This window comes from Kocuria soli (assembly GCF_003797835.1).
GTDB lineage: Bacteria > Actinomycetota > Actinomycetes > Actinomycetales > Micrococcaceae > Kocuria > Kocuria soli.
Genome location: NZ_RKMF01000015.1, coordinates 22135 through 43383 on the forward strand (window position 1 = coordinate 22135; position 21249 = coordinate 43383).

20 protein-coding genes and 2 tRNA genes are annotated in these 21249 nt (G+C 66.6%); 10 read left to right on the plus strand and 12 right to left on the minus strand.

Features of this window, described 5'->3' with window-relative positions:
• Positions 1-3 precede the first annotated feature (3 nt).
• The 3 genes from EDL96_RS11185 to EDL96_RS11195 form a co-directional block, all read right to left on the minus strand.
• Entirely contained in the window at positions 4-759 is a 756-nt protein-coding gene (locus tag EDL96_RS11185; RefSeq protein WP_123826158.1) for a phosphoglyceromutase, read from the minus strand.
• 120 nt (positions 760-879) lie between these two features.
• Positions 880-1230 (minus strand): DUF2516 family protein, encoded by a 351-nt coding sequence (locus tag EDL96_RS11190; protein WP_123826160.1) that lies wholly within the window; start codon positions 1228-1230, stop codon positions 880-882.
• A complete protein-coding gene (locus tag EDL96_RS11195; protein WP_123826162.1) occupies positions 1227-2378 on the minus strand; it encodes a trans-sulfuration enzyme family protein in 1152 nt (383 codons plus the stop codon). The genes EDL96_RS11190 and EDL96_RS11195 overlap by 4 nt, the downstream gene beginning before the upstream one ends.
• A gap of 149 nt (positions 2379-2527) precedes the next feature.
• Here EDL96_RS11195 and tmk point away from each other — a divergent pair, with 149 nt between their 5' ends.
• The 3 genes from tmk (at position 2528) to EDL96_RS11210 (ending at position 5897) form a co-directional block, all read left to right on the plus strand.
• Complete coding sequence (gene tmk / locus EDL96_RS11200) at positions 2528-3151, plus strand: dTMP kinase (protein WP_123826272.1); 624 nt, start codon at positions 2528-2530, stop codon at positions 3149-3151.
• Positions 3148-4287 (plus strand): DNA polymerase III subunit delta', encoded by a 1140-nt coding sequence (locus EDL96_RS11205; protein WP_123826164.1) that lies wholly within the window; start codon positions 3148-3150, stop codon positions 4285-4287. The genes tmk and EDL96_RS11205 overlap by 4 nt, the downstream gene beginning before the upstream one ends.
• Positions 4288-4394: 107 nt before the next feature.
• On the plus strand, positions 4395-5897 hold the full coding sequence (locus EDL96_RS11210; RefSeq protein WP_123826166.1) for an alpha/beta hydrolase: 1503 nt from the start codon (positions 4395-4397) through the stop codon (positions 5895-5897).
• 77 nt (positions 5898-5974) lie between these two features.
• Here the strand turns inward: EDL96_RS11210 and EDL96_RS11215 are convergent, their stop codons facing one another.
• Entirely contained in the window at positions 5975-6739 is a 765-nt protein-coding gene (locus EDL96_RS11215) for an HAD-IA family hydrolase (RefSeq protein WP_123826168.1), read from the minus strand.
• Between the two features lie 239 nt (positions 6740-6978).
• Between EDL96_RS11215 and EDL96_RS11220 the strand changes: the two genes are divergently transcribed.
• Positions 6979-7051, plus strand: a tRNA-Thr gene (locus EDL96_RS11220).
• 213 nt (positions 7052-7264) lie between these two features.
• On the plus strand, positions 7265-8908 hold the full coding sequence (locus EDL96_RS11225) for a beta propeller repeat protein (RefSeq protein WP_123826170.1): 1644 nt from the start codon (positions 7265-7267) through the stop codon (positions 8906-8908).
• A gap of 38 nt (positions 8909-8946) precedes the next feature.
• On the opposite strand, the gene EDL96_RS11230 is transcribed toward EDL96_RS11225, so the two are convergent.
• The 4 genes from EDL96_RS11230 to EDL96_RS11245 form a co-directional block, all read right to left on the minus strand.
• Complete coding sequence (locus tag EDL96_RS11230) at positions 8947-9441, minus strand: hypothetical protein (RefSeq protein WP_123826172.1); 495 nt, start codon at positions 9439-9441, stop codon at positions 8947-8949.
• Positions 9442-9464: 23 nt separating this feature from the next.
• Positions 9465-9680 carry a YbdD/YjiX family protein gene (locus EDL96_RS11235; protein ID WP_123826174.1) on the minus strand — a complete coding sequence of 72 codons (216 nt, stop codon included), beginning with the start codon at positions 9678-9680 and terminating at the stop codon, positions 9465-9467.
• A 141-nt stretch (positions 9681-9821) separates the two neighbouring features.
• Positions 9822-12116, minus strand: a complete 2295-nt coding sequence (locus EDL96_RS11240; RefSeq protein WP_123826176.1) for a carbon starvation CstA family protein — start codon at positions 12114-12116, stop codon at positions 9822-9824.
• Between the two features lie 185 nt (positions 12117-12301).
• Complete coding sequence (locus EDL96_RS11245; RefSeq protein WP_123826178.1) at positions 12302-13282, minus strand: NAD(P)H-quinone oxidoreductase; 981 nt, start codon at positions 13280-13282, stop codon at positions 12302-12304.
• A 128-nt stretch (positions 13283-13410) separates the two neighbouring features.
• Here EDL96_RS11245 and EDL96_RS11250 point away from each other — a divergent pair.
• A tRNA-Ser gene (locus tag EDL96_RS11250) sits at positions 13411-13498 on the plus strand.
• A gap of 108 nt (positions 13499-13606) precedes the next feature.
• Here the strand turns inward: EDL96_RS11250 and EDL96_RS11255 are convergent.
• Together EDL96_RS11255 and EDL96_RS11260 are read right to left on the minus strand one after the other, a co-directional pair.
• Positions 13607-13975, minus strand: a complete 369-nt coding sequence (locus EDL96_RS11255; protein WP_123826180.1) for a HepT-like ribonuclease domain-containing protein — start codon at positions 13973-13975, stop codon at positions 13607-13609.
• Between the two features lie 20 nt (positions 13976-13995).
• The gene (locus EDL96_RS11260; RefSeq protein WP_123826182.1) at positions 13996-14439 is read right to left on the minus strand and encodes a helix-turn-helix domain-containing protein; all 444 of its coding nucleotides are present in this window, start codon (positions 14437-14439) and stop codon (positions 13996-13998) included.
• 112 nt (positions 14440-14551) lie between these two features.
• Here EDL96_RS11260 and EDL96_RS11265 point away from each other — a divergent pair, with 112 nt between their 5' ends.
• From EDL96_RS11265 to EDL96_RS11275, 3 genes are all read left to right on the plus strand, one after another.
• On the plus strand, positions 14552-15550 hold the full coding sequence (locus EDL96_RS11265; RefSeq protein ID WP_123826184.1) for an acyl-CoA thioesterase: 999 nt from the start codon (positions 14552-14554) through the stop codon (positions 15548-15550).
• Between the two features lie 475 nt (positions 15551-16025).
• Positions 16026-17135: a DUF4190 domain-containing protein gene (locus tag EDL96_RS11270; protein WP_123826186.1), complete on the plus strand. Its 1110-nt coding sequence runs from the start codon at positions 16026-16028 to the stop codon at positions 17133-17135.
• Positions 17136-17229: 94 nt separating this feature from the next.
• On the plus strand, positions 17230-17631 hold the full coding sequence (locus tag EDL96_RS11275; RefSeq protein ID WP_123826188.1) for a VOC family protein: 402 nt from the start codon (positions 17230-17232) through the stop codon (positions 17629-17631).
• 119 nt (positions 17632-17750) lie between these two features.
• Here the strand turns inward: EDL96_RS11275 and EDL96_RS11280 are convergent, their stop codons facing one another.
• Positions 17751-18557: an ABC transporter permease gene (locus tag EDL96_RS11280; protein WP_123826190.1), complete on the minus strand. Its 807-nt coding sequence runs from the start codon at positions 18555-18557 to the stop codon at positions 17751-17753.
• Here EDL96_RS11280 and EDL96_RS11285 point away from each other — a divergent pair.
• A complete protein-coding gene (locus tag EDL96_RS11285; RefSeq protein WP_123826192.1) occupies positions 18556-19095 on the plus strand; it encodes a TetR/AcrR family transcriptional regulator in 540 nt (179 codons plus the stop codon). The genes EDL96_RS11280 and EDL96_RS11285 overlap by 2 nt on opposite strands.
• A 36-nt stretch (positions 19096-19131) precedes the next feature.
• On the opposite strand, the gene EDL96_RS11290 is transcribed toward EDL96_RS11285, so the two are convergent.
• On the minus strand, positions 19132-21195 hold the full coding sequence (locus tag EDL96_RS11290; protein WP_123826194.1) for an FAD/NAD(P)-binding protein: 2064 nt from the start codon (positions 21193-21195) through the stop codon (positions 19132-19134).
• Between the last annotated feature and the right edge of the window lie 54 nt (positions 21196-21249).

The window sequence follows — 21249 nt, forward strand, 5'->3', positions numbered from 1 at the left end:
AGGTCACTTCTTGCCCTGGTTGGCCACGGCCTGGATGTTGGCCGCTGCGGCCTCCGGGTCCAGGTACTCGCCGCCCGCAGTCACGGGGCGGAAGTTCTGGTCCAGCTCGTAGTACAGGGGGATACCGGTCGGGATGTTGAGGCCGGCGATGTCGTCGTCGGAGATCCCGTCCAGGTGCTTCACCAGCGCGCGCAGCGAGTTGCCGTGCGCGGCGACCAGAACCACGTTTCCGGCCTTGAGGTCGGGGACGATCTGCTCTTCCCAGTACGGCAGGAAACGCTCCAGGACGTCCTTGAGGCACTCGGTGCGCGGGGCGTCCTGCACGTCGGCGTAGCGGGGATCGTGGGCCTGCGAGAACTCGTCGTCGTCGTCCAACTCGGGCGGCGGCACGTCGTAGGAACGGCGCCAGGTCATGAACTGCTCTTCGCCGTACTCGTCACGCACCTGGGTCTTGTCCTTGCCCTGAAGCGCACCGTAGTGACGCTCGTTGAGGCGCCAGGACCGCTTGACGGGGATCCAGTGACGGTCCGTGGCGTCCAGGGAGAGGTTGGCGGTCATGATCGCGCGACGCAGCAGGGAGGTGTGCACGATGTCCGGGAGGATGTCGCGTTCCTTGAGCAGCTCACCGCCGCGGGTGGCCTCGCCCTTGCCCTTCTCGGTCAACGGCACGTCAACCCAGCCGGTGAAGAGGTTCTTCTCGTTCCAGTCCGACTGCCCGTGGCGCAGCAGGATCAGCTTGTACTTCGCTTCAGTAGCCATGCGCCCAGTATTTCACCGCGGCGACCGCCGATGTCTCGTGTTGCAGCCCTGTGTCTGCGTTCCTGTGTGAATTCGTGGTTCCGCGTGCTGAAAGGTCTGGGATCGCCGCGGGACCGCGGGTCACCAGGCAGAGGGACCGGAGGATTCCACGTCGACGGCGGGCTTGACGTCCGCGAGATAGACGCCGCAGACCGTGGCGGTGATGAGCGCCACGAAGTAGGAGCTGCTGCTTGCCAACTGCCCGGTGAGAATCATGGCCAGGACCAGTGCGATCACGGCAAAGCAAGCGCCGGTCGCGGCCAGCCAGAAGTTCCGCGTCCGCTTGAACGCGCGCTGGAACTGGACGGCCTTGGTCCTGGCCAGGCAGTGGAAGAAGGCGAGGCCGCACAGGACAGCCACGAACACAATAGCCGCCACATCGGTCCAGGTGACGAGCTGCGAGATCAGGTACTCGAAGGGCGAGAGGGTCATGATCCGAGCCTAACGGTCGCCAACGCGCGATCCAGGTCCGCCCACAGGTCCTCGACGTTCTCGATCCCCACGGACAGCCGCAGCAGTGATTCGGGGACGGTCGCCGGTTCGTCGTGGTGCCTTCGCCGCCGCTCCACCAGGGACTCCACTCCTCCCAGCGAGGTGGCCGGGGTCCACACCTCGAGGGCTTCGACCACTCGTTGAGCGCCGTCGGCATCCGTGGCCAGCTCGACGCTGATGATCGCCCCGTACCCACCGTCCATCTGGGCCGCCGCCCGGACGTGCCCCGGGTCCGAGGTCAGGCCGGGGTACCGCACCCGTGTCACGGCGGGGTGCTCGGCAAGGCGCGCGGCCAGGTCCAGCGCTGAGCGGCCCGAACGCTCGACCCGCAGCGACAGGGTGCGCATGCCCCGCAGGGCCAGCCAGGTCTCGAAAGTCCCGGGGATCGCACCGTTGATGGTGCGGTGGTGCTTCAACCGCGCCCACAGGTCGGGGTCGGAGGTCAGCACGGCCCCCAGGACGACGTCGGAATGCCCGGCCAGGTACTTGGTCACCGAGTGCACCACGATGTCCGCGCCGAGAGTCAGGGGCCGTTGCAGCAAGGGCGTGGCAAAGGTGTTGTCGACGGCGGTCAGCACCCCAGAGGCACGGGTGGCCGCCAGGATCTCGGGCAGGTCGGCCACTTCCAGCATGGGGTTCGTCGGAGACTCCAGCCAGACCAGGTCGGCACCGTCGGCAGCCTCCAGGACCGCCTGCGTGTCCGTGACGTCCACCCGGGTCACGGTGAAGTGGCCCGCGCGTTGTGCGTCGTCGACCAGGACCTGGGAGCCCTGGTAGGCGTGGGTGGGCATGACCACCCGCCCACCGACGGGTACGAGTGACATGACGGTCCCCACGGCGGCCAGCCCGGAGGCCACCGCCAGTGCGGGCAGGTCCGCGTGCTCGAGCCGACCGAGCACCCCTTCGAAGTCCTCCCACGTGGGATTGGACATCCGACCGTACCCACGGTCGGTGTCGGTCATCTCCCCGGCTCCGCGATAGGTCGAGGTCAGGACGACGGCGGGGCTCACGGGTGCGTCGTGAACGGGTTCGGGACGGCCGCCGGTAACCACGACCGTGTCAGGCCGGAGGCCCGTGGAATCAGACATGCCACAAGAATAGGCTCGCCCGTCGCGTCGTCCGATCCCGCCGTTACAGTTGAGCAGTGACTTCCACCGCTCCCCATGGCGATCCGACCGGCCAGGCCTCCGAGGACCGCAGCTCAGACGAACCTGGCTCGGTCGAACGGTACCCGGGGCTGTTCATCGCGTTGGAAGGCGGAGACGGCGCAGGCAAGAGCACCCAGATCAAGCGGTTGACCCGCAACCTCCAGGACACCGGCCACACCGTCCTGACCACCCGCGAACCCGGCGGCTCGCCCATGGGTGAGGAGATCCGTGACCTGGTCCTGAATCCTGCGTACGCCCCCGTGGGCGCACGGACGGAGGCGCTGCTGTTCGCCGCCTCGCGCAGTGCCCATGTGGAGACCGTGATCCGCCCTGCTTTGCAGCGCGGGGAGGTGGTGGTGACCGACCGCTACCTCGATTCCTCGGTGGCGTACCAGGGCGCAGGCCGTGGACTGGGTACCGCCGTGGTGCGCGACCTCAACACCTGGGCCGTGAGCGGACTCATGCCCGATCTGACGGTGCTGCTGGACGTGAGTGCGGCCACGGGGCGCGCGCGCCGGTCCTCCCGCACGGAGGATCGCATGGAGCAGGAATCCGAGGAGTTCCACGACCAGGTCCGTCAGGCCTTCCTGGACCTCGCCGCACAGTCCCCGGACCGCTACCTGGTCCTTCCGGCGGACTCCCCCGTTCCCGCCCTGGCCGAGCGGATCGCCGCACGTGCACAGGAGATCCTGGGAGCGAGGCGGTTGCCGTGACGGTCTGGGACGAACTGGTGGGTCAGGACGCCGTGGTGGCCCAGTTGCAGCGCGCAGCACAGGACGAACGCCCCACGCACGCGTGGTTGTTCACGGGCCCCCCGGGTTCGGGGCGATCCAGCGCGGCCCTGGCGCTGGCCGCCGCCTTGCTGTGTGAACAGCCGGACCCTTCGGAGCGCGGGTGCGGGCGCTGCACGTCCTGCCGCACGGTCGCATCCGGGTCGCACGCGGACCTCACGCATTTCCGCACCGAACACAACGAGATCCGCATCGACGATGCCCGGGAGCTCGTGGTCCGGGCCCAGGACAAACCCTCCGTGGGCCGGTGGCGGGTCATGGTGGTCGAGGACGCCGACCGTATGGTCGAGCGGACCTCCAACGTCATGCTCAAGGCCATCGAGGAACCGCCGCCCAACACGATCTGGCTCCTGTGCGCCCCCAGCCCCATGGACGTGCTGGTCACCATCCGCTCCCGGTGCCGCCCGGTCACCCTCCGGATCCCACCGGTCGAGGCCGTGGCCGAACTGCTCGAAACCCGCGACGGCGTTCCCCCCGCGTTGGCCGCGGAATGCGCCCGGCTCGCCCAGTCGCACGTGGGCGTCGCCAGGCGCCTGGCCCAGTACGACGACGCCCGCGAGCGGCGTCGTCGGGTGGTGGAACTGCCGCTTCGCCTGGGTGGCGTGGCCGACGCCGTGCGGGAGGCCGACCGGTTGACCAAACTTGCCGAGGAAGAAGCCACCGCCGACGCGGAGACCCGCCACGAGGAGGAGCGCGCCCACCTGATGGTGGCCTTGGGAGCACCGGAATCCGGGCGGATGCCCCCCAGCGTGCGCAGCGCCTTGAAGCGACTCGAGGACGATCAGAAGCGGCGCTCCAAGCGCATCCGCACGGACACCCTGGACCGGTTCCTGATCGATCTGACCACGTTCTACCGCGACGTGCTGACCCTCCAACTGGGAACGGGGTCCCACCTGGTCAATTCCCATCTGGAGGCGCCTCTGCAGGACTACGCCGCGAACAGTTCGCCGGAGGAATCCCTCAAGCGCATTGACGTGATCACCCGGACGCGTTCCAGGATCCGCACCAACGCCGCCGCGGGCCTGGCCTTCGAGGCAATGGCGGTGTCGTTGTTGTGACGAGGTTTCCCAGCCGGTTTTCCCCACGCCGATCTTCCCTTAGCCGGTCCTGCTACTACCGGCCCTCTTCGTCGCGGGCACTTGTGGCCGCGGCCATCGTCGCGCTGATGGCCACCGTGCTCGCCCTGGCCGGCTGCGCCCCCAAGGAGACCTCGACGGCTGATTCGGCGGCCCTGGACGGTACGGACCCGGCGCTGGCCGAGTCCTACGAACAGGAGATCACCTGGGGTGACTGCCAGGACGTCACCCGCGGGTCGGACCTCGAGTGCGCGGACCTGACCGTGCCCGTGGACTACTCCGACCCGGAGGGTGAAACCACCACCGTGGTCATGGCCCGGTCGACCTCCGGCGGGAACGCCAGTAAGGGATCATTGCTGATGAACCCCGGCGGACCCGGCGGGTCGGGTGTGGACCTCATGCAAGCGGCGCCCGCGTACTTCGACGAGGACGTCCAGGAGAACTACGACCTGGTCTCCTTCGACCCCCGCGGGGTTTACCGCTCCGACGGGATCGAGTGTCTGGATGACGCCGAGGTGGACGAGTGGCGCGCCGAGTCGGCTTTCGATCCGGAGACCGAGTCCCTGGACGACCTCCGCTCGGAGTACGGGGACGTCGGTCAGGCCTGCGAGGAGAACTCAGGCCCCGTTCTGGAGCACATGGACACGGAATCCGTGGCGCGGGACATGGATGTCATGCGCGCCGTCCTGGGTGATGCGACCACGAACTACGTGGGGTTCTCCTACGGGACGCAGATCGGCTCGACCTACGCGGGCCTGTTCCCGGACCGCGTGGGGCGGTTCGTGTTGGACGGCGCCGTGGATCCCGAGCTGACCAATTCCGAGGTCACGGTGGGCCAGGCCGCGTCCTTCGAGGAAACCCTCCGGCATTTCGTGGAGGACTGCACGGAGACCAACAGCGAGTGCTTCACCGACGGATCCGTGGACGACGGGCTGGAGGAGATCCAGAGCATCATCGACCGCACCCGGGACGGGTCCGTGACCGCGGACGACGGGCGCGAGGTCTCGTCGGTCTCCGCCGTCGAGGGGGTTCTGGTCCCGCTGTACTCCCCCTCCGGGTACTCGACCCTCAACCAAGCGCTGGTGGATGCGCAGGGCGGCGACTACACGGCGTTGCTGAAGATCTCGGACTCGAACCACGGGCGGGAGGCCGACGGAAGCTACCGCGGCAATTCGAGCGTGGCCTTCGCCGCCGTCAATTGTCTGGACTACGACGCCGACGCGGTGACCGACGAACAGATGGCCCGGAACCAGGACGAACTGAACGAAGTCTCACCGACCTTCGGTGAGTTCCTGGGCTACTCGGACGCAGCGTGCCAGGGCTGGCCGGTGGAGTCCGTGGATCAACCGGCCGCGGCCGAGTACGACGGTGACTCGCAGATCCTGGTGGTGGGAACCCGCCACGACCCGGCCACGCCGTATCCGTGGGCGGAAGCCCTGACCGAGCAGCTGGGCAATGCCCGTCTGCTGACCTACGACGGCTGGGGCCACGGTGCGTACACGAGCGGGAACTCGTGCGTGATCTCCGCCGTCAACACCTATCTGGTCGACGGCGACCTGCCGGACCAGGGGACGGTGTGCGCCGCGAGCTGACCGGCGCCACCCGATAACGGGCCCCTACTAGCCGTCCGCGAGGTGGGCACCGCCGTCGTTCCCGGATATCCCCAGCGTCACCCGGGCATCGCCAGGCGGCGGACGGACTCTCCCCTGGAACCGTGCGAGCCCGAATCGCGGTGCGAGCTCGGCAACTGCAGCAGTGCAGGGACGGCGCGGATGGAATCGACCACCACGTCCGCCCCGGCCGACTTCAACGCCGGCCCCAGGTGCGCACCCGTGAGCACACCCACCTTCAAACCGGCCCCGGCCCGCGTCCCGGCCTGCATGTCGGCCGTGGTGTCCCCCACGACCATGACCTCCCGGACGTCGCCGATGTCCAGCGCCAGCAACGCAGTCAGGATCATGTCCGGGTAAGGCCGGCCGCGTCCCGCATCCGCCGGGCACAGGCTCAGGTCGGCCAGACCCATCCACCCCAGGGACTCCAGGATCATGTTCTGGCTGTGCCGGTTGTACCCGGTGGCCAAACAGACCTTGAGGCCGGCCTTGTGCAGTCTTTCGATGGATTCCGCCGCACCCTCGACGGGCTGGACGCCCTCCGCGCTCAACAACTCGTCCAGTTGCCGTTCGAACTCGTGGGTGGCGCGGATGGCCGTGGCGGGGTCGCCCTGGAAGAGCTGCTGGAAGACCCGGACCTTGGACTGTCCCAGCGTGTCCCGCAGATACGCCAGCATCCCGGCGAAACGCAGGGAGCCCGTATCCACACCCAGGTCCTGGACGGTCCGAATGAAGGCGCGCTCCATCAACCCGTTGTCCTGGAAGGTCGTCCCTGACATGTCGATGAAGGCCAGTTTCAGGCCACGGGTGAGGTCGTGCCCCATAACTCACCGCCGCGTTCGTGTGCGTGGAATATCCCGAAGCACACATCGTCCAGGGGCGGACAATCCCAGGTCCGACCTGGGGTCGACGGCCGGGTGAACGCTGGGAGAACAGTCGTTCACGTGCGCGGATGACACCCAACCCTGAAGATCCCCGAGCCGAACCCCGGGTGATTTGTGGTGCTGACCCGCGGCGGTGCTAAAGTGTCGTGCGCGCTGTTCGCAGCGCCGCACTTTTGTGCGCCGCCTTAGCTCAGTCGGTAGAGCGATTCACTCGTAATGAATAGGTCGCCGGTTCGATTCCGGCAGGCGGCTCGGTCAAGGAGCCCGGTACCCCGCGGTACCGGGCTCCTTTCGTCTCATGGAACGCCCGAGTGCCGCACCGATCAGACGCCAGGGCTCAGAACCCTCCACACGCTCCGCCCATACCTTCGTCACACAGGTTGGACACTTCCGCCCACATCTCTGGTCCCATGCCGCCGCTGCCTTCAGACTGGCCGAAATGCCAATCGATGAGGAGGCATCGGGATGACAACGCCGACCCCTGAAAACAACACACCGGTGGCCGAGGGAGCAACCCTGTTGGACATCTCCGGAGACCAACCACCGCGGCAACGCCAACCGACCATCACGGCAGTACGCACCTTCCCCGCAGACGCCTTTCCCTTGCGCATCATCTGGGGCGACGGCGACAACGCATACGCCGTGCACCAGGACGGTTTCCTGATGCGAACCCAGTCTTCCGGAGTGGACTGGGTGCGGCTCCACTCCCCGGGGCCGAACGACCCCATCCCGGGATACAAAGACGTCTTCATGCCCATTCCGGACACAGACCTCCAACGGATCGTCGCGATGGGTAACGTGGGAACATTCACGGCACCGGTCATGCAACCCATGTATTCCGCGGACGGCGGGCGGACCTGGACGAACGCCGCATCCGGAACGTTGGTCACCGGGGACCAGCCCCTGGGCGCCACTTCAATGGGACGTGATCCCAATTCGGGACACCTCTACTTCGGTGCCTACCTGCCGTCCGGGGCCGACCGCGTGCCCGAGTTGCGCCTGTGGCGTTCCACGGACCAAGGGGTGAATTGGAGCGTGTTCCATGTCTTTCCCGGGATGTCCTCGACCACTGGGCAACCCGTCACCCGTCACATCCACTCGATCACCTGGGACCAGTATTCCCAGAGCCTCTACCTGACCGTGGGTGACCTACAGCCCGGTGGTGGCATTTACCGGGTGACCGCTGACGGCACCGGTGTAGAACCGGTCCTGCTCAACACCCAGGTTCCCAATTATCTGGCCTGTGCGATCGACTTGATGTTCTTCCCAGATCACATCGTGTGGGGCACGGACAATTCCTCGGAACTGGGCATCTTCCGGATGGCAAGGGACCAGATCGGTGCCACCAACCCGCAGGTGGAGAAGACGTTCCGGACCAACTCGAGCAACTGGTGGGCCTGGCCGCTGGACCCCCAGGGCACACGCTGGATGATGTCCGGATCCAATGACAGCGCCTACACCAACATCGACACCGCTTGTCACCTGTACATCGTGGGTGACGAAGGTCTGGAGGTCCATGAGGTCGGCACCGTCCCCGGGCAAGGTGAGTGGGGCGGGCCGCTGTCGGTGCAATGCGTGGGTCCACGGGACGGCAAGTCGCGGTTCTGGATGAACTCGCGGTTCTTCTCGTCCAACTGGTCTGGGTACTTCGCGGCCACGATGTCCACCGGGATTGCCGTCGAAGGCAGAGACCGGCGCGAAATCGGCGCCATGCCCACGGAACGTCTGCATGGAACTGCCACGGTTGACCCCGGATCTTCCGCTGTTCTTGGCCACCTGCGGGTCCCACGACGACGCCGGGACCTCGTGGTCTTTGACATGGGCCGGTACATCGTCTCAGGCCCGAACACCGCCGTCGTGGAAGTGTGGAACCCACGGACGAACAGCCGGGTGGGCGGGCTGCAGACCAACGCTCTGGACCGTGCCTTCGACATCGGCTATCAGGCACCCTGGTGGACCCGGGCCGAGAAACTCGACGCGGGGGACGTGTTGCTGCTGAGAGTGACCAACACGGGAACGACGAGCCCCGTGACCGTCACCGGTTTCATGTCCTACCGTTTCGAGCGCTCACGTCGTTCGGACTACGACTGGTCGCCGAACAGCTTCTGACCTGCTCCAGCCGGCCGTTCGACGCCGACCTGAAGGATTCAGGAATCGTGCAGCGTGAAGAGTTGCTCCGCCCGGTCGACCCGTTCGGCCACGGCCGCCGCACGTCGAGCAATGGCATCGGGCCGCAAGCGGGCCGCATCAGGCCGCTGACTCGAATCCGTCGCAGTCCCCTGCCCGTGGAATCGGGCCATCGCGAGCGCTTCGGCCGCCTGCGCCAAATCGTTGCCCGCACGGGAGAGTTCACGGTGGACGTCGTGAAGCCACCCACCCTCCGACGGCGGGATGTCCTCCGTGTCCGCGGGGGCGAGAGTCTGCAAGCGGGAACACAGACCCCGCACCCTGGGCAGCAGGTCCGCGAGTTCGTTGGCCACGGGCACCACGGCGTCCAGCACGGCAGGATCCTGGAACTGCTCGAGCACCTGGTGGAACCGGTCCAGTCCGCGCCGGAACCGGTCGTGTGCCCGCCGCCAAGCGCCCCGGCCGAGTTCTTTCTCGTCCCGGCGTGCGGCAATGTGTTCGCTGAAGAAGCTCATGGTGGTCACATGTTCTCAGACCGTCAGCAACAACGGCCCTGCGGGTTCTTCTCCTGATAGTCCTGCCAGTCCCGCCAGAACTCCCGTTCCGTCATGGGCGCTTCACCGGGCTGCCCGTGTGCGGCGTGGAACTCCCGGTAGCGCTGGTACTTGTCGGCACCCATGACCCCGGAGAACCAGCGCCTGGCCTGCCCCGCGCGCCGACCCGTCGAGGCCAGCACCGCGTTGAGTGCATTCACTGTGACTCGGCTCCTCTCAGTTGATTCAATCCACGGGACGGGGCCTCGAAGGCCCAACCCGTTCGGTGGGTTCGACGACGACGCCGGGTGGCGCCGTCGTCGAACCGTGAGTCGATGTGACCGGCCCTGCCGACGCGAACGTCAGTGGCCGTGCCCGTGACCGTGCGCGGCTCCCGGCGTGCGAACCTCCAACGGGAGCTCTGCCCATTGGTTCTCCAGGTCCTTCTCCGCGGCGGTGGGAACGAATCCGGCCGGGGCGAAGAACTTGGAGGGCACGTAGGGGTCCTCGTGGACCTCCGGTGTGCGTTCGCGGAAGCAGCGGATGGTGCGCAGGATCGCGGTGATGGCCACGATCAGGGAGAGCACCACGAACACGATCGACAGGGTGCCCTGGACCGCGGTGTTGCGCACCACGGCCTCCATGGCCTCCACGGTCTTGGCCGTACCGTGGCTGGTTTCGCCCGCAGCCAGCGCTTGCTTGAACGCGTTGTGGTTGGCCCAATACCCGACGGCGGGGTTGTCCGAGAAGATCTTCTGGTACGAACCCACCACGGTGACCACCAGGTCGAAAACCAGTGGGATCACGATGATCCAGAGGTACTTGAAGCTTCCGCGCGACGCAGCGATGGCAAGGCACACGGACAGCGCGATCGCCGCGAGCAACTGGTTGGCGATGCCGAACAGCGGGAAGAACGTGTTGATCCCTCCTAGGGGGTCGGTCACACCCAGGATCAGGATGGAGCCCCACCCAGCGACCATGATCGCCGTCGTGAGCCAGGAGCCCAGCCGCCAGTTGGTGTCCGCGAACTTGGGAACGAAGTTGCCCAGGGAGTCCTGCAGCATGAAGCGGGCCACACGCGTACCGGCGTCGACCGCGGTCAGGATGAACAGGGCTTCGAACATGATCGCGAAGTGGTACCAGAAGCTCATCAGCCCGGGCCCGCCGAACCACTGCTGCATGATGTGGGACAGCCCCACGGCCAGGGTGGGTGCGCCCCCCGTGCGGGAGACGATGGTCTCCTCACCCACGGCGTCGGCGGTGCCCTGAAGCATCTCCGGTGTGACGTTGACGCCGGTCAGGCCCAGGGAGTTCACCCAGGCCACGGCGCCTTCGACTGTTCCGCCGGTCGCTGCTGCCGAGGAGTTCATGGCGAAGTAGATGCCGCGGTCGATGGAGATCGCCGCCACCAGGGCCATGATCGCCACGAAGGACTCCATGAGCATGCCGCCGTAGCCGATCATGCGGGTCTGGCGTTCCTTCTCCACCATCTTGGGGGTGGTTCCGGAGGCGATCAGGGCGTGGAACCCGGACAGCGCACCGCAGGCGATGGTCACGAACAGGAACGGGAACAGTGCGCCCGCGAACACGGGTCCGTCACTGCGCCCGGCGAATTCGGACACGGCGGGCACCGAAATCTCGGGACGTACGACGACGATCGCCAGCGCCAGCAACACGATCACGCCGACCTTCATGAAGGTCGAGAGGTAGTCGCGCGGGGAGAGCAGCAGCCACACGGGCAAGATCGCTGCAATGAAACCGTAGGCGATCACCAGCCACGCCAGGGTGGTGCGCTCCAGGGTGAAGAGCTCGGCACCCCACGAGGACTCTGCAACCCAACCACCGGCCACGATCGCCAGCATGAGCAGGGCGAAGCCGATCACGGAGATCTCCATGACCTTGCCGGGGCGGATGTAGCGCAGGTACAGGCCCATGAAGAGCGCGATCGGGATGGTCATGCCCACGGAGAAGACGCCCCACGGGGATTCACCCAGGGCGTTGACCACCACCAGGGCCAGGATGGCCACGATGATGACCATGATGGTCAGGGTCGCGATGATCGCGGCCCAGCCTCCCACCACGCCCAGTTCCTCCCGGGCCATCTGGCCCAGGGAACGGCCGCCGCGGCGCATGGAGAAGAACAGCACCAGGTAGTCCTGGACGGCACCGGCCAGGATCACGCCGACGACGATCCAGATGGTGCCGGGCAGGTAACCCATCTGAGCTGCCAGTACGGGGCCGACCAGGGGTCCGGCACCGGCGATCGCGGCGAAGTGGTGGCCGTAGAGGACCCGACGGTCCGTGGCCAGGTAGTCGCGACCGTTGGCCTTGTACTCCGCGGGGGTCGCCCGGGTGTCATCGGGTTGGACCAACTTGGCCTCGATGAACTTGGCGTAGAACCGGTACGCAATCAGGTAACTGCACACGGCCGCCAGCACGAACCAGATCGCGTTGATGGTCTCGCCACGGACAATCGCGATCATGGCCCAGGCAACGCCGCCCAGGAGTGCGATGGCCACCCACATGGCGATCTTGGCGGGGGTCCAGCGGCGGTGTTCCGCTTCCAGGACTTCGGGGTCGACGGCGACCGGGGGCAGTTCCATGTCGGGTTGCGACCCGGAACCACCGCCGCTCGGGGGATGAACTGTGGTGCTCATGATGCTCCTGAGGAAGGTTGAGGCTGCTCGTTTGAGGGGTGTGGTCAGCCTCTAGACACCGTGAGTCTAGGCTCAATTGTGACGCGGAACATGTCGATTGCCGTGGCCCAGGCCTGAGCACCGTTGCGCCGTCGGTCCGCTCGGTCAACCACGGGCCACCACGGATGCCGTGTGAGCAGGGATCATCACGGGCGCAGCAGCACCTTGCCTTTGTGCGCACCGGAATCGAAGTACTCGTGGGCCTCGGTAACTTGGCTCAACATGAACATGCGGTCCACCACCACGTGGACCTGGCCGCGCTCGATCATGGGCCAGACGTGGTCGCGGACCTGTTGCATGATGTGCGCCTTCTGAGCCGCCGGTCGCGGGCGCAGGGCGGTGCCGGCCACGTGCAGCCTCTTGGCCACCAGTCGACCCAGGTCGATCTGGCCGGTTCGCCCGCGGATGCCGATGATCACCAGCCGCCCGTCCACCGCGAGGGACTTGAGGTTGCCCTCCAGGTAGTCCGGGCCGACGACATCCAGGATCACGTCCACTCCCCTGGCGTCGGTCAGTTCTTTGACCCGGGCGGCGAAGTCCTCGACGTCGTATCGAATCGGCTCGGCACCCAGCCGCTGCGCGTAGGCCGCTTTCTCGGCGCTGCCCACGGTGGTCAGGACCCGCAGTCCCGCGGCCTTGCAGATCTGGATCGCCGCGGTTCCCACACCTCCGGAACCCCCGTGGATCAGAACGGTCTCGCCCTCCTGCGCGCGAGCCTCCATGAAGATGTTGGACCACACGGTGGCGGCCACCTCGGGCAGGCCCGCAGCTTCTTCCAGCGTGACAGCGGACGGGACGGGCAGCACCTGCGCGGCGGGAGCCACCACCTCATCCGAGTAGCCCCCGGAGTCCACCAGGGCGCACACCTCCGCGCCGTGTTCGATCCCGGAGTCAGGGTCGACGTCGGGGCCGACCTCGACGACGGTGCCGGAGACCTCCAGGCCGAGGACCTCTGACACCCCCTGCGGAATCTTGTAATTACCTTCTCTCTGGAGGACATCGGCCCGGTTGATCCCCGCGGCCGCGACCTTGATGCGCACCCCGTCCGAAGGCAGCTCCGAAGGTGTCCGCTCCTGCACGTCCAGGACCTCAGGGCCTCCCGGCCGGCTGTTCACGACGACTCGCATGGGCGCTCCTGACCTCTAGCTCGGGTGTACCGGTGGGCGATGCCGGTGGCACCGCTGGCGGGGCCGCCGTACCACCGGGTGTGCTAATGTGTTTCCCCGTACGGGCGGTGGAAGCCGACTCGCTACATGGAAGGTTGTCCGAGCGGCCGAAGGAGCCGGTCTTGAAAACCGGTGTGCGGTAACCCCGTACCGTAGGTTCGAATCCTACACCTTCCGCATTCGGCAAAGGCCCCGAGAACCGCGAAATCACGCGGGACTCGGGGCCTTCGTCGTACCCGGGCGGTCTCATGGGCGGAAGATCAGTCCAGCTGGATGGACTCGAAGTCACCCGTGGGATTTTGCGGTGTCGCCGTCCGGCTGTGCAGCGTTCCCGAGCCCTGGAATGATCACGGTGGAAACGTAGTCGCGCAGGGATGGGATGTTGACCACAAGGGTTTGCCATACACGCCGCGGTTCAAGGTCGTCGTACTGATGGGCTGCAAAGTTGCGCATGGCCACCACCGTCCGCCAGGGCTGCTCCGGGTATTGCCTCAGCAGTTCCACCGGCAGGCGATTCACGTATTCCCCGATTCGAATGAGCCCCATTTCCGCTGCCCACTGTGACCGGATGTCAGCGAGGAAAACGGCCGATCCATCTTTGGTCATCTGGTCCAAGACGTCGCAGACGGCGACGATCTGCGTCAGGGTGTCCAATGCTTTCCGCTCGTGCTGGTTCACAGCGGGACCGCTTCGGCCAAGACCCGTGAGCGGATCTCTCCGCGCAAGGAGTCGGAGGCAACCACGTCCACTCTGACATCCAGCAGCTCCTGCAGGTCCACCCGAAGCCCGACCTCGTCAAACAGCGTCGCGTCCGGAGCGAAATCCACCAAGATGTCCAGATCGGATTCGTCGTCATCCTCCCCGCGGGCCACCGAGCCGAAGATGCGCGGCGCCGCGGCGCGGTGGCGCGCCACGATCTCCAAGACCGTTTGGCGATGTTCTGCAACGCGCGCCGACGGCCTCTTCCGTAGTGCTTGCGCAATGCGGTGGAGCACTTCTGGCGTTGGTGTCCGCCGGCGGTTCTCGTAGGCGGACAAGTTGGGTTGCGCCACGTTCGCTGCCTGCGCCAGCTCAGCTTGACTCATCCCTGCGGCCAGGCGCTGGGCTCTGATGTCCATGAACCGACCCTACAGCCAGGGTTATCGACGGCGATATACCCGCGGCAATCCTGACAAGGCCTACACCCTGATCTGAGCACAACGTTTCCGGCCAGCGGGTAACTTGACTCCCATGGACACCGCAACGACGCCGTCGCCATCCTCCGCCCACGACCGCCGCCACGAGGTGACGCTGCGCTTCCTGGCCGCACCCACCGACCTGGGCCATTCCGGCACCGTGGACGCAGGCCGGGTTCTCGAATGGGTGGACAAGGCGGCCTTCGCCGCGGCCACGGCCTGGTCCGGGTCCTACTGTGTGACTGCCTACGTGGGCAACATCCACTTCCGCTACCCCGTCCAGGTGGGCGAGATGGTCGAGGTCACCGGCACCGTCCTGCACACCGGGCGCTCGTCCATGCACATCAACACCGTGGTGCGATCGGGCGATCCCAAGACCGGACAACTCGAGGAACGCGCCCGCTGCCTGGTGATCTTCGTGGCGGTCGACGGCAACGGGAAGTCCACCGAGGTCCCGCGGTTCGAGCCGCAGTCCCTGGAACAGGAACTCGCCCAGCAGTACGCACTGGATCGCGTGCCCGTGCGCAACGAAATCACCGCCCTGCTCAACAGCCAGGAACCCGCCGGTGAGGGCACCGCGGAGCGCGTGGTCCTCCGCTTCCTGGCGGCACCCACCGATGTGAACTGGGGCGGGAAGGTCCACGGCGGCATCGTGATGGAGTGGATCGACTCCGCCGCCCATCTGTGTTCCAGCCGCTACTGCGGTCAGGACACGGTGGCGGTGTTCTCCGGTGGCATCCGATTCCTGCAGCCGCTGCACATCGGAGACCTGGTCGAGGTCGATGCCCGCCTGATCTACACCGGCAGCAAGGGCATGCACGTCTGGGTGGAGGTCCGTTCGGGCGACCCCAAGAGTGGCGACCTCCGCGTGACGACCAACTGCATCACCGTGATGGTCGCCCGCGACGACGAGGGAACATCAGTTCCGGTGCCACGGTGGGAACCATCGTCGTCGGAGGACAAGCGCCTGTGGCAGTTGGCGCGGGACATGCTGGAAATCCGCGGCCGCGCGCCGGGCAACCGGCTGCCGAACCACCTGCTCGAGAAGAACTGACCCTCGAAGTGTGCGGCGATGTCTCGTAGGCTGCAGTCGCGGGCCCTGCTTGCTTTTTCAGCTTTGTTCCGGAAGCAGTCGGTCACGAATCGGGCCAAGTCCGGGCGCAGCGCGGTGGTGAACGCTGCCTCCGTGTGTTTGCTGGCAACGGCCTGACCGCGCGAGGATGCCCTTGCCTGGATAATCAACGGCGCGCGCCCCGCGCGCCACACTCATGATCGTTCTGGCTGACGGCATAACGACGACGAAGTCGTGGGCGAGCGCCCACTGCCCCCCTCTGTATCCTGTCGCCGTGCAGGACTCCCCTATAAACGACCAGCAGCGATACCCCAATGATGGTGACTCCGGCCCCGGGCCGCTCCGCTTTCGTCGGGAGGTAGAGATTTCCGATCAGGAGTGGAGCTCGACGCAGTCGACATTTGCCCCCCGACATAACCGGAGGAGTCTGCTTCTGAGCTTCGTCACTCAGGGAGGCATGCGCACCACGGGTTTCATTGTGCTAATTGCTGCCGTTCCTACCCTGATTGTGCTCGTGGTGGTTGCCGGTGTGTGGAGCTTGGTTCAAAGCACCTGGCAGCCATTGTTGTGGGCCGCCATCGCCTTTCCGACCCTCTCCGCCTCTCTGGCAGGTGCAGTGGTTATCAAGCTGATCCGGTCCGGTCGGGCGTCCCAGCTGTCCGATGTGAACCGGCTGCGCAGCCTATACGGCCCAGGCCCGATGGCGGTCGAAGTGTATGACCGCGCACTGCGACTGATTCGCCCGGGTGGCACAGCGGTGACGTTCAGCGGCATCCGTGCAGTCAAGGGGATGGAGGACGACGTTTACCTTGATCTGCCGCGTGGCGGATTTGGGAAGTTACCCCGTGGCATTGCGGCAGCCGAGGTTTCGCACCTTGCGGGTGAACCACCGGTATTGCTGCCGAGTGACGGTGGGCCTGAGGCGCAATCAAGGACCACCGCCGAATGGGCACGGGAGCAGAGATCGGCATTGCCCCCAGACAAGGCCCATCAACGCATCGCGCTTGCGCTCACTAGACGGGAGAAGGACGACCGAGACGTAGTGACAGCCGCGCGTTATGACGCAGAACGCCGACTGGTGGTGTACCCCCGAGACGGGGCAGCCTTTTCGATCGACTTGATCTCCAAAGTGACGGCACGGGCCGGGATTGTCATGCTGGAAGACCATGAGCTAGTCACCGACGTTTTACCTGTGCAGGCATGGCCAGAGGGTCATTTACGGGCCATGTTCAACGAACTGGGTGATAAACGGTGCGATGTGGACCTCGCACTCAACGGCTCGCAATTACTCATGGGCGCGGCGTTGAAGCGCGAAGGTGCCAAGCAACGGCGGCGCTCCAAGCCACCACGGAATCGCCTCGCTACGGTCGCACTCGCGCTTTCCATCGTCGGCCTGCCTGGCGGGGCTCTGTTCTCACTTTTCGGACTTTGGTTCGGGGCCCTGGCATATCGACAGAACCGCAGGGCGGAAATCTTCCTGCTGGGCACCGGACGGGCGGTTGCCGCCATGATGATCAGTGTCATCGGGCTGATGATCTTCGTCGTGTGGTTCTTTTCACTCGAGTGAGGCTGGTGAGCCATACGATTCGGACGCCCGCCGTCCAAGAATCTTGTATGGACCGGTTCCCCGAGCCCACACTCGAGCGTGAGGAGGACGTCCCATGGAAATCATCAAGAAGTACCCGGTTCTCGATGCCACCGACATCGAGGCGGAGAGCACCTTCTGGGCCGCGGTCCTGGGCGGCACGGTCGAACGCGGCATGGTCAATCATGAAGAGGTGGACTGGCACACCGTCGTTGTCGACGGGCGGGAGGAACTCGGCATCCAATGGTCGCCGACCCACCAGGCGCCGCAGTGGCCCTCGGGTGATCAGCAACAGCAGATCCACCTCGACCTCTATGTGGAACGCGATGCCCTGGAGGCGGCACACAAGGAGGTTGTGCAATTGGGCGCCACCCTGCTCCAAACCGCGGAGGACCTGGACTCCCCCATGGGCTTCCAGGTCTACGCCGATCCGGCAGGCCACCCCTTCTGTCTGTGCTGGGCCGAGCCTCAGGCCTGATACCGACTGAACAGGACCCGCGTCACGGCTGGGCTACCCCAGCGGCGAACTTTGACAGGGAGAGAGCCACGAATCTGCTCGATTCGTGGCCCTCTCCCTGTCAGAACTGCCTCAGTGCCTCACTTCGCCACCGACGACGAACGCCGGCGCAAACTGCCCAGGACGATGAGCGCCAGGCCGAGCACGATCCAGTACACCAGAACCGTCAGCGCACTCCCGGCCCCGGCGCCGTCGAAGTACGCCGCGGAACGGATGAACGTGCTGGCGGCACCCAGCGGCAGGGGCTGGCCGATGGCACCCCAGGGTTGGGGCAGCCACGCGGCACCGGCCGTCATGCCGGACAGTGGATTCGCAACGAACATCATCACCAGAGCGCCAAGCACCAGACCAGCCCTACCCAACGTGGATTCGAGTCCCAGGATCGTCAGGGACACGGCCGCAATGCCCAACGACACCCCTCCGGCAAGCAGCCAGTAATTGCCGTCGGTGGAGTGGAACCCGAACTGCAGTACGGCTGCGACGGCGGCCCCTCCGAAGACCGCAATCCCAAGGGATCCGAGGATCTTGTGCACGGGGCGGTTCTTGAGAACGGTCGAGAGCAGAACCCCGGAGATCATGCCGCCGAACACGAGCGGCAGGCCCAGTGCGTTCAGGCCCGCGCCGTTGGGGTCATCGGCGGTCATGGGTGCCACTTCCTGGTACGTCACGGACTGCCCGCTCTGTTCCAGGCCCGCGCCCATCTGCGTGAGCATGGTGGCGTAAGGCGTCCCGGCCCCGGCAGCCGTGGTGATCGTTGCACCCTCCGGGCTCAGGCTCACGCCGCCAATGGCCTCCCGGTTCTCGACCGCGTCCCGCACCTCGTCGGCCGAGTCATACGTGGTGGTCTCGAATGCGCCGGGGTTGGCGGTCTCGAGTTGATCGGTCATGGCGCCGACCGCCACCTCGGGCCCGCTCACCGCGCGTCAGATAGCCCAGACCGCGGGCGTCGGAGTCGGGACTCTCTACCGTCATTTCCCCGAGCGTCCGGACTTGATCCTGGGCATCGTGGATGAGATCGCCCAGCAAGTCGAGGCCCTGGCGACCAAGGCTCTGGCTGATTGGGAGGCCGGCCCCCAGGGTGCGTGGGCGGAGTTCGTCCGGGGGTGTGGTGCGCTGCGGACGGGTGCGATTGCCACGGGCTCAAATGCCCCGACTGCCCTGGCGGAAAAGGACTTGGGCCCGTTCATGGAGCGCCGCGATCGGCTGATGCAGGTGCTGACCCCGGTCCTGGATCGCGCCCGGTCCCACGGGCTGATCGAACCCACGTTGACGCCGCAGCGGTTCTTCATTGGCCTGGGGGCCATCACCCGCCCACTGCCGGAGCCTGCCTCCAGGGTGTTCCCCCACGAGGAGATGGACGCGTGGCTGGTCGAGATCTACCTCAGGGGCCTCCGGCCCGATGACTCCCAGGACCACAAGCAGTAGCCCCGTACCGTCCGGAAGGTGCTGCTGCGCAAAGCATCAGCCCAGGATGGCTGCCGCGACCCGGTCGGCGTCGGCCAAGGTCCGCGAGCCCAGCGCGGCGGGGGCTCCCGCCTCGGCTGCGATGGACGTGCCCCATTGGGCCGAGGCCAGTTGCAGTCCGAGGACCCACACCCCTTCCCGCGCCTGACCGTCCGTCCCGACGGCGCGGTACGGTGCGGCGGTGACGTCCAGCCCGGGACCCGCCACGTGAGCGGCGCCGTCGTCGACGTGCAGCGACTTGGCGCGGACCAGGCCGTGCTCGTGCATGGCGGTGAGCAACGGTGAAACGTTGCGGCGCACCTCGTTGGGCGGGGACATCGCCTCGATCATCCACCCGGCTCGGAAGGGTTCATCCGCCACCCAGGGGGAACTCGCCTCGAAGCAACCGCGTTCGGTGTCCACACGGAACACGGGATTGGGCCCCAGGAAGCGCACCACCCCGGCTCTGGCCAGCGCCGCCAGCTGCCGGATGCGCAAGGCCGGCGGGCCGGAGGCCAGGCCCTCGACCAGCGGGGAGAACGCGCGCATGAGTTCTTCGTACCAGGACTCGTCCTGCAACCCCCTCTCGGCCACCACCTGCTTGAGCAGCGTGCGCGACCAGTTCAGTGACGAGAAGGCGACCTTGGCGGGATCGTCCTCCCCGGCCGCGGAGCCTGCGGCATCGCGGTCCAGCCAGTGCACGAGGGCCGCGGCGTACTCCTCGTGGGAGCTGAACCGTTCGTCCAGGAAGGGATAGGACTGCCACTTGATGTTGAGCCGGTTCTCGTAGGCCACGGCCTGGTTGACCAGACGCTCCACGTGCACGTCCCACGGCGTCGGGTCCTCGGGATCTTCGGGCCCGCCCAGTCCGAGCGCGCGGTCCAGGTCCGCCAGGAACTGGTCCGCGGGCCGGTCGAAGGCGCCTGGACTGACCCTGGCCAGGGTCTGGTAGAAGGCGCGGGTGGCGTCCTTGCGCACCAGGGGCAACAGGTCCGTGTCGAATACCAGCGGCTCACCGTCGGCCAGCTCCCGCACCCGCTCAGGGGTCAGGAACTTGTGGTCCAGGCTCCGGGCGTAGTACCCGTCGATCTCCGCTTTGGCCCGGTACGGCGTTCCACGCCGGGACCCGACGACGACGAACGGTTCCCGCCCGGAGGGCCGGTACACCAATCGCCCCGCACCGTCCTCGCCCGGAGCTTCGACGAACTGACCACCGCGGCCCTCGGTCAGTTCGGTGACCACGTCGTGAAAGTTCAACCCCATCCCGCGGAACAGGACCGTCTCACCGGCCGGCAGTTCCTCCCAGTGCACGTCCCCGGGAACCGCCGGTGGACGGTACTGCAAACCGTGTTCCGCGGCGGCGTCCACCAGGTCCTTCTGGTCCCGGCGCAGGTGCGCGTCCAAGTGCCCCAGCGCCAGGACCACGTGGTCGGCGGGCAGCTCCTGCTGTCCGGCGATCTCCACCGCGAACCTGTGGCGCCCCGCGTCCACGGGTCGCGCCGCCACCGCGGCGTCCCGGTGAACCAGCAGTTCCACCGACTCCGGGAGATTTCGTCGGATCGTGGTGAACACCCATTCCAGGTACAGACCGTAGATCCGGCGGGGTGGAAAGTCCGTGCGCGTCATGGTCTTCAGCAGGGCGGCGTCGTCGTCGTTCAGGGATTCGAGGACCAGGGAGCCGTCGGCAATCGACGCACGCCAGGCGTCGAAACTCATACCCCGCAGGGCGGGCAGGGGGTCCACCGGGAGCACCCCGTCATCGGCGATCACCGTGGGGAACAGACTGGGGGTGTTCATCAGGAACCGCGGCGACTGTTTCGTGCGCCACACGTGACCCGGCCCGGGAGGGAAGGGGTCCACGACGTCCACCTGGACGCGCCTGCCGGTGGCCGCGCTGTGGGCCACGATCCGTTCGAGGGCCGACAGCCCACGCGGTCCCGCGCCGACGATGACCACCCGGGGCACGCCCGTCGCACGTGCCGCTTCACCCGAGGACTCCGACACCCCGACCGCACCGCGAGCGGGCTGGTCAGACGGGGTGGGAGCAGGGGCAATCGGCGCAGACTCGGAGGGGGAGGTCATGGATTTCAGCATAGAACCACGCCGGAACGGGCACGGTCACGCATAGGCTCGACG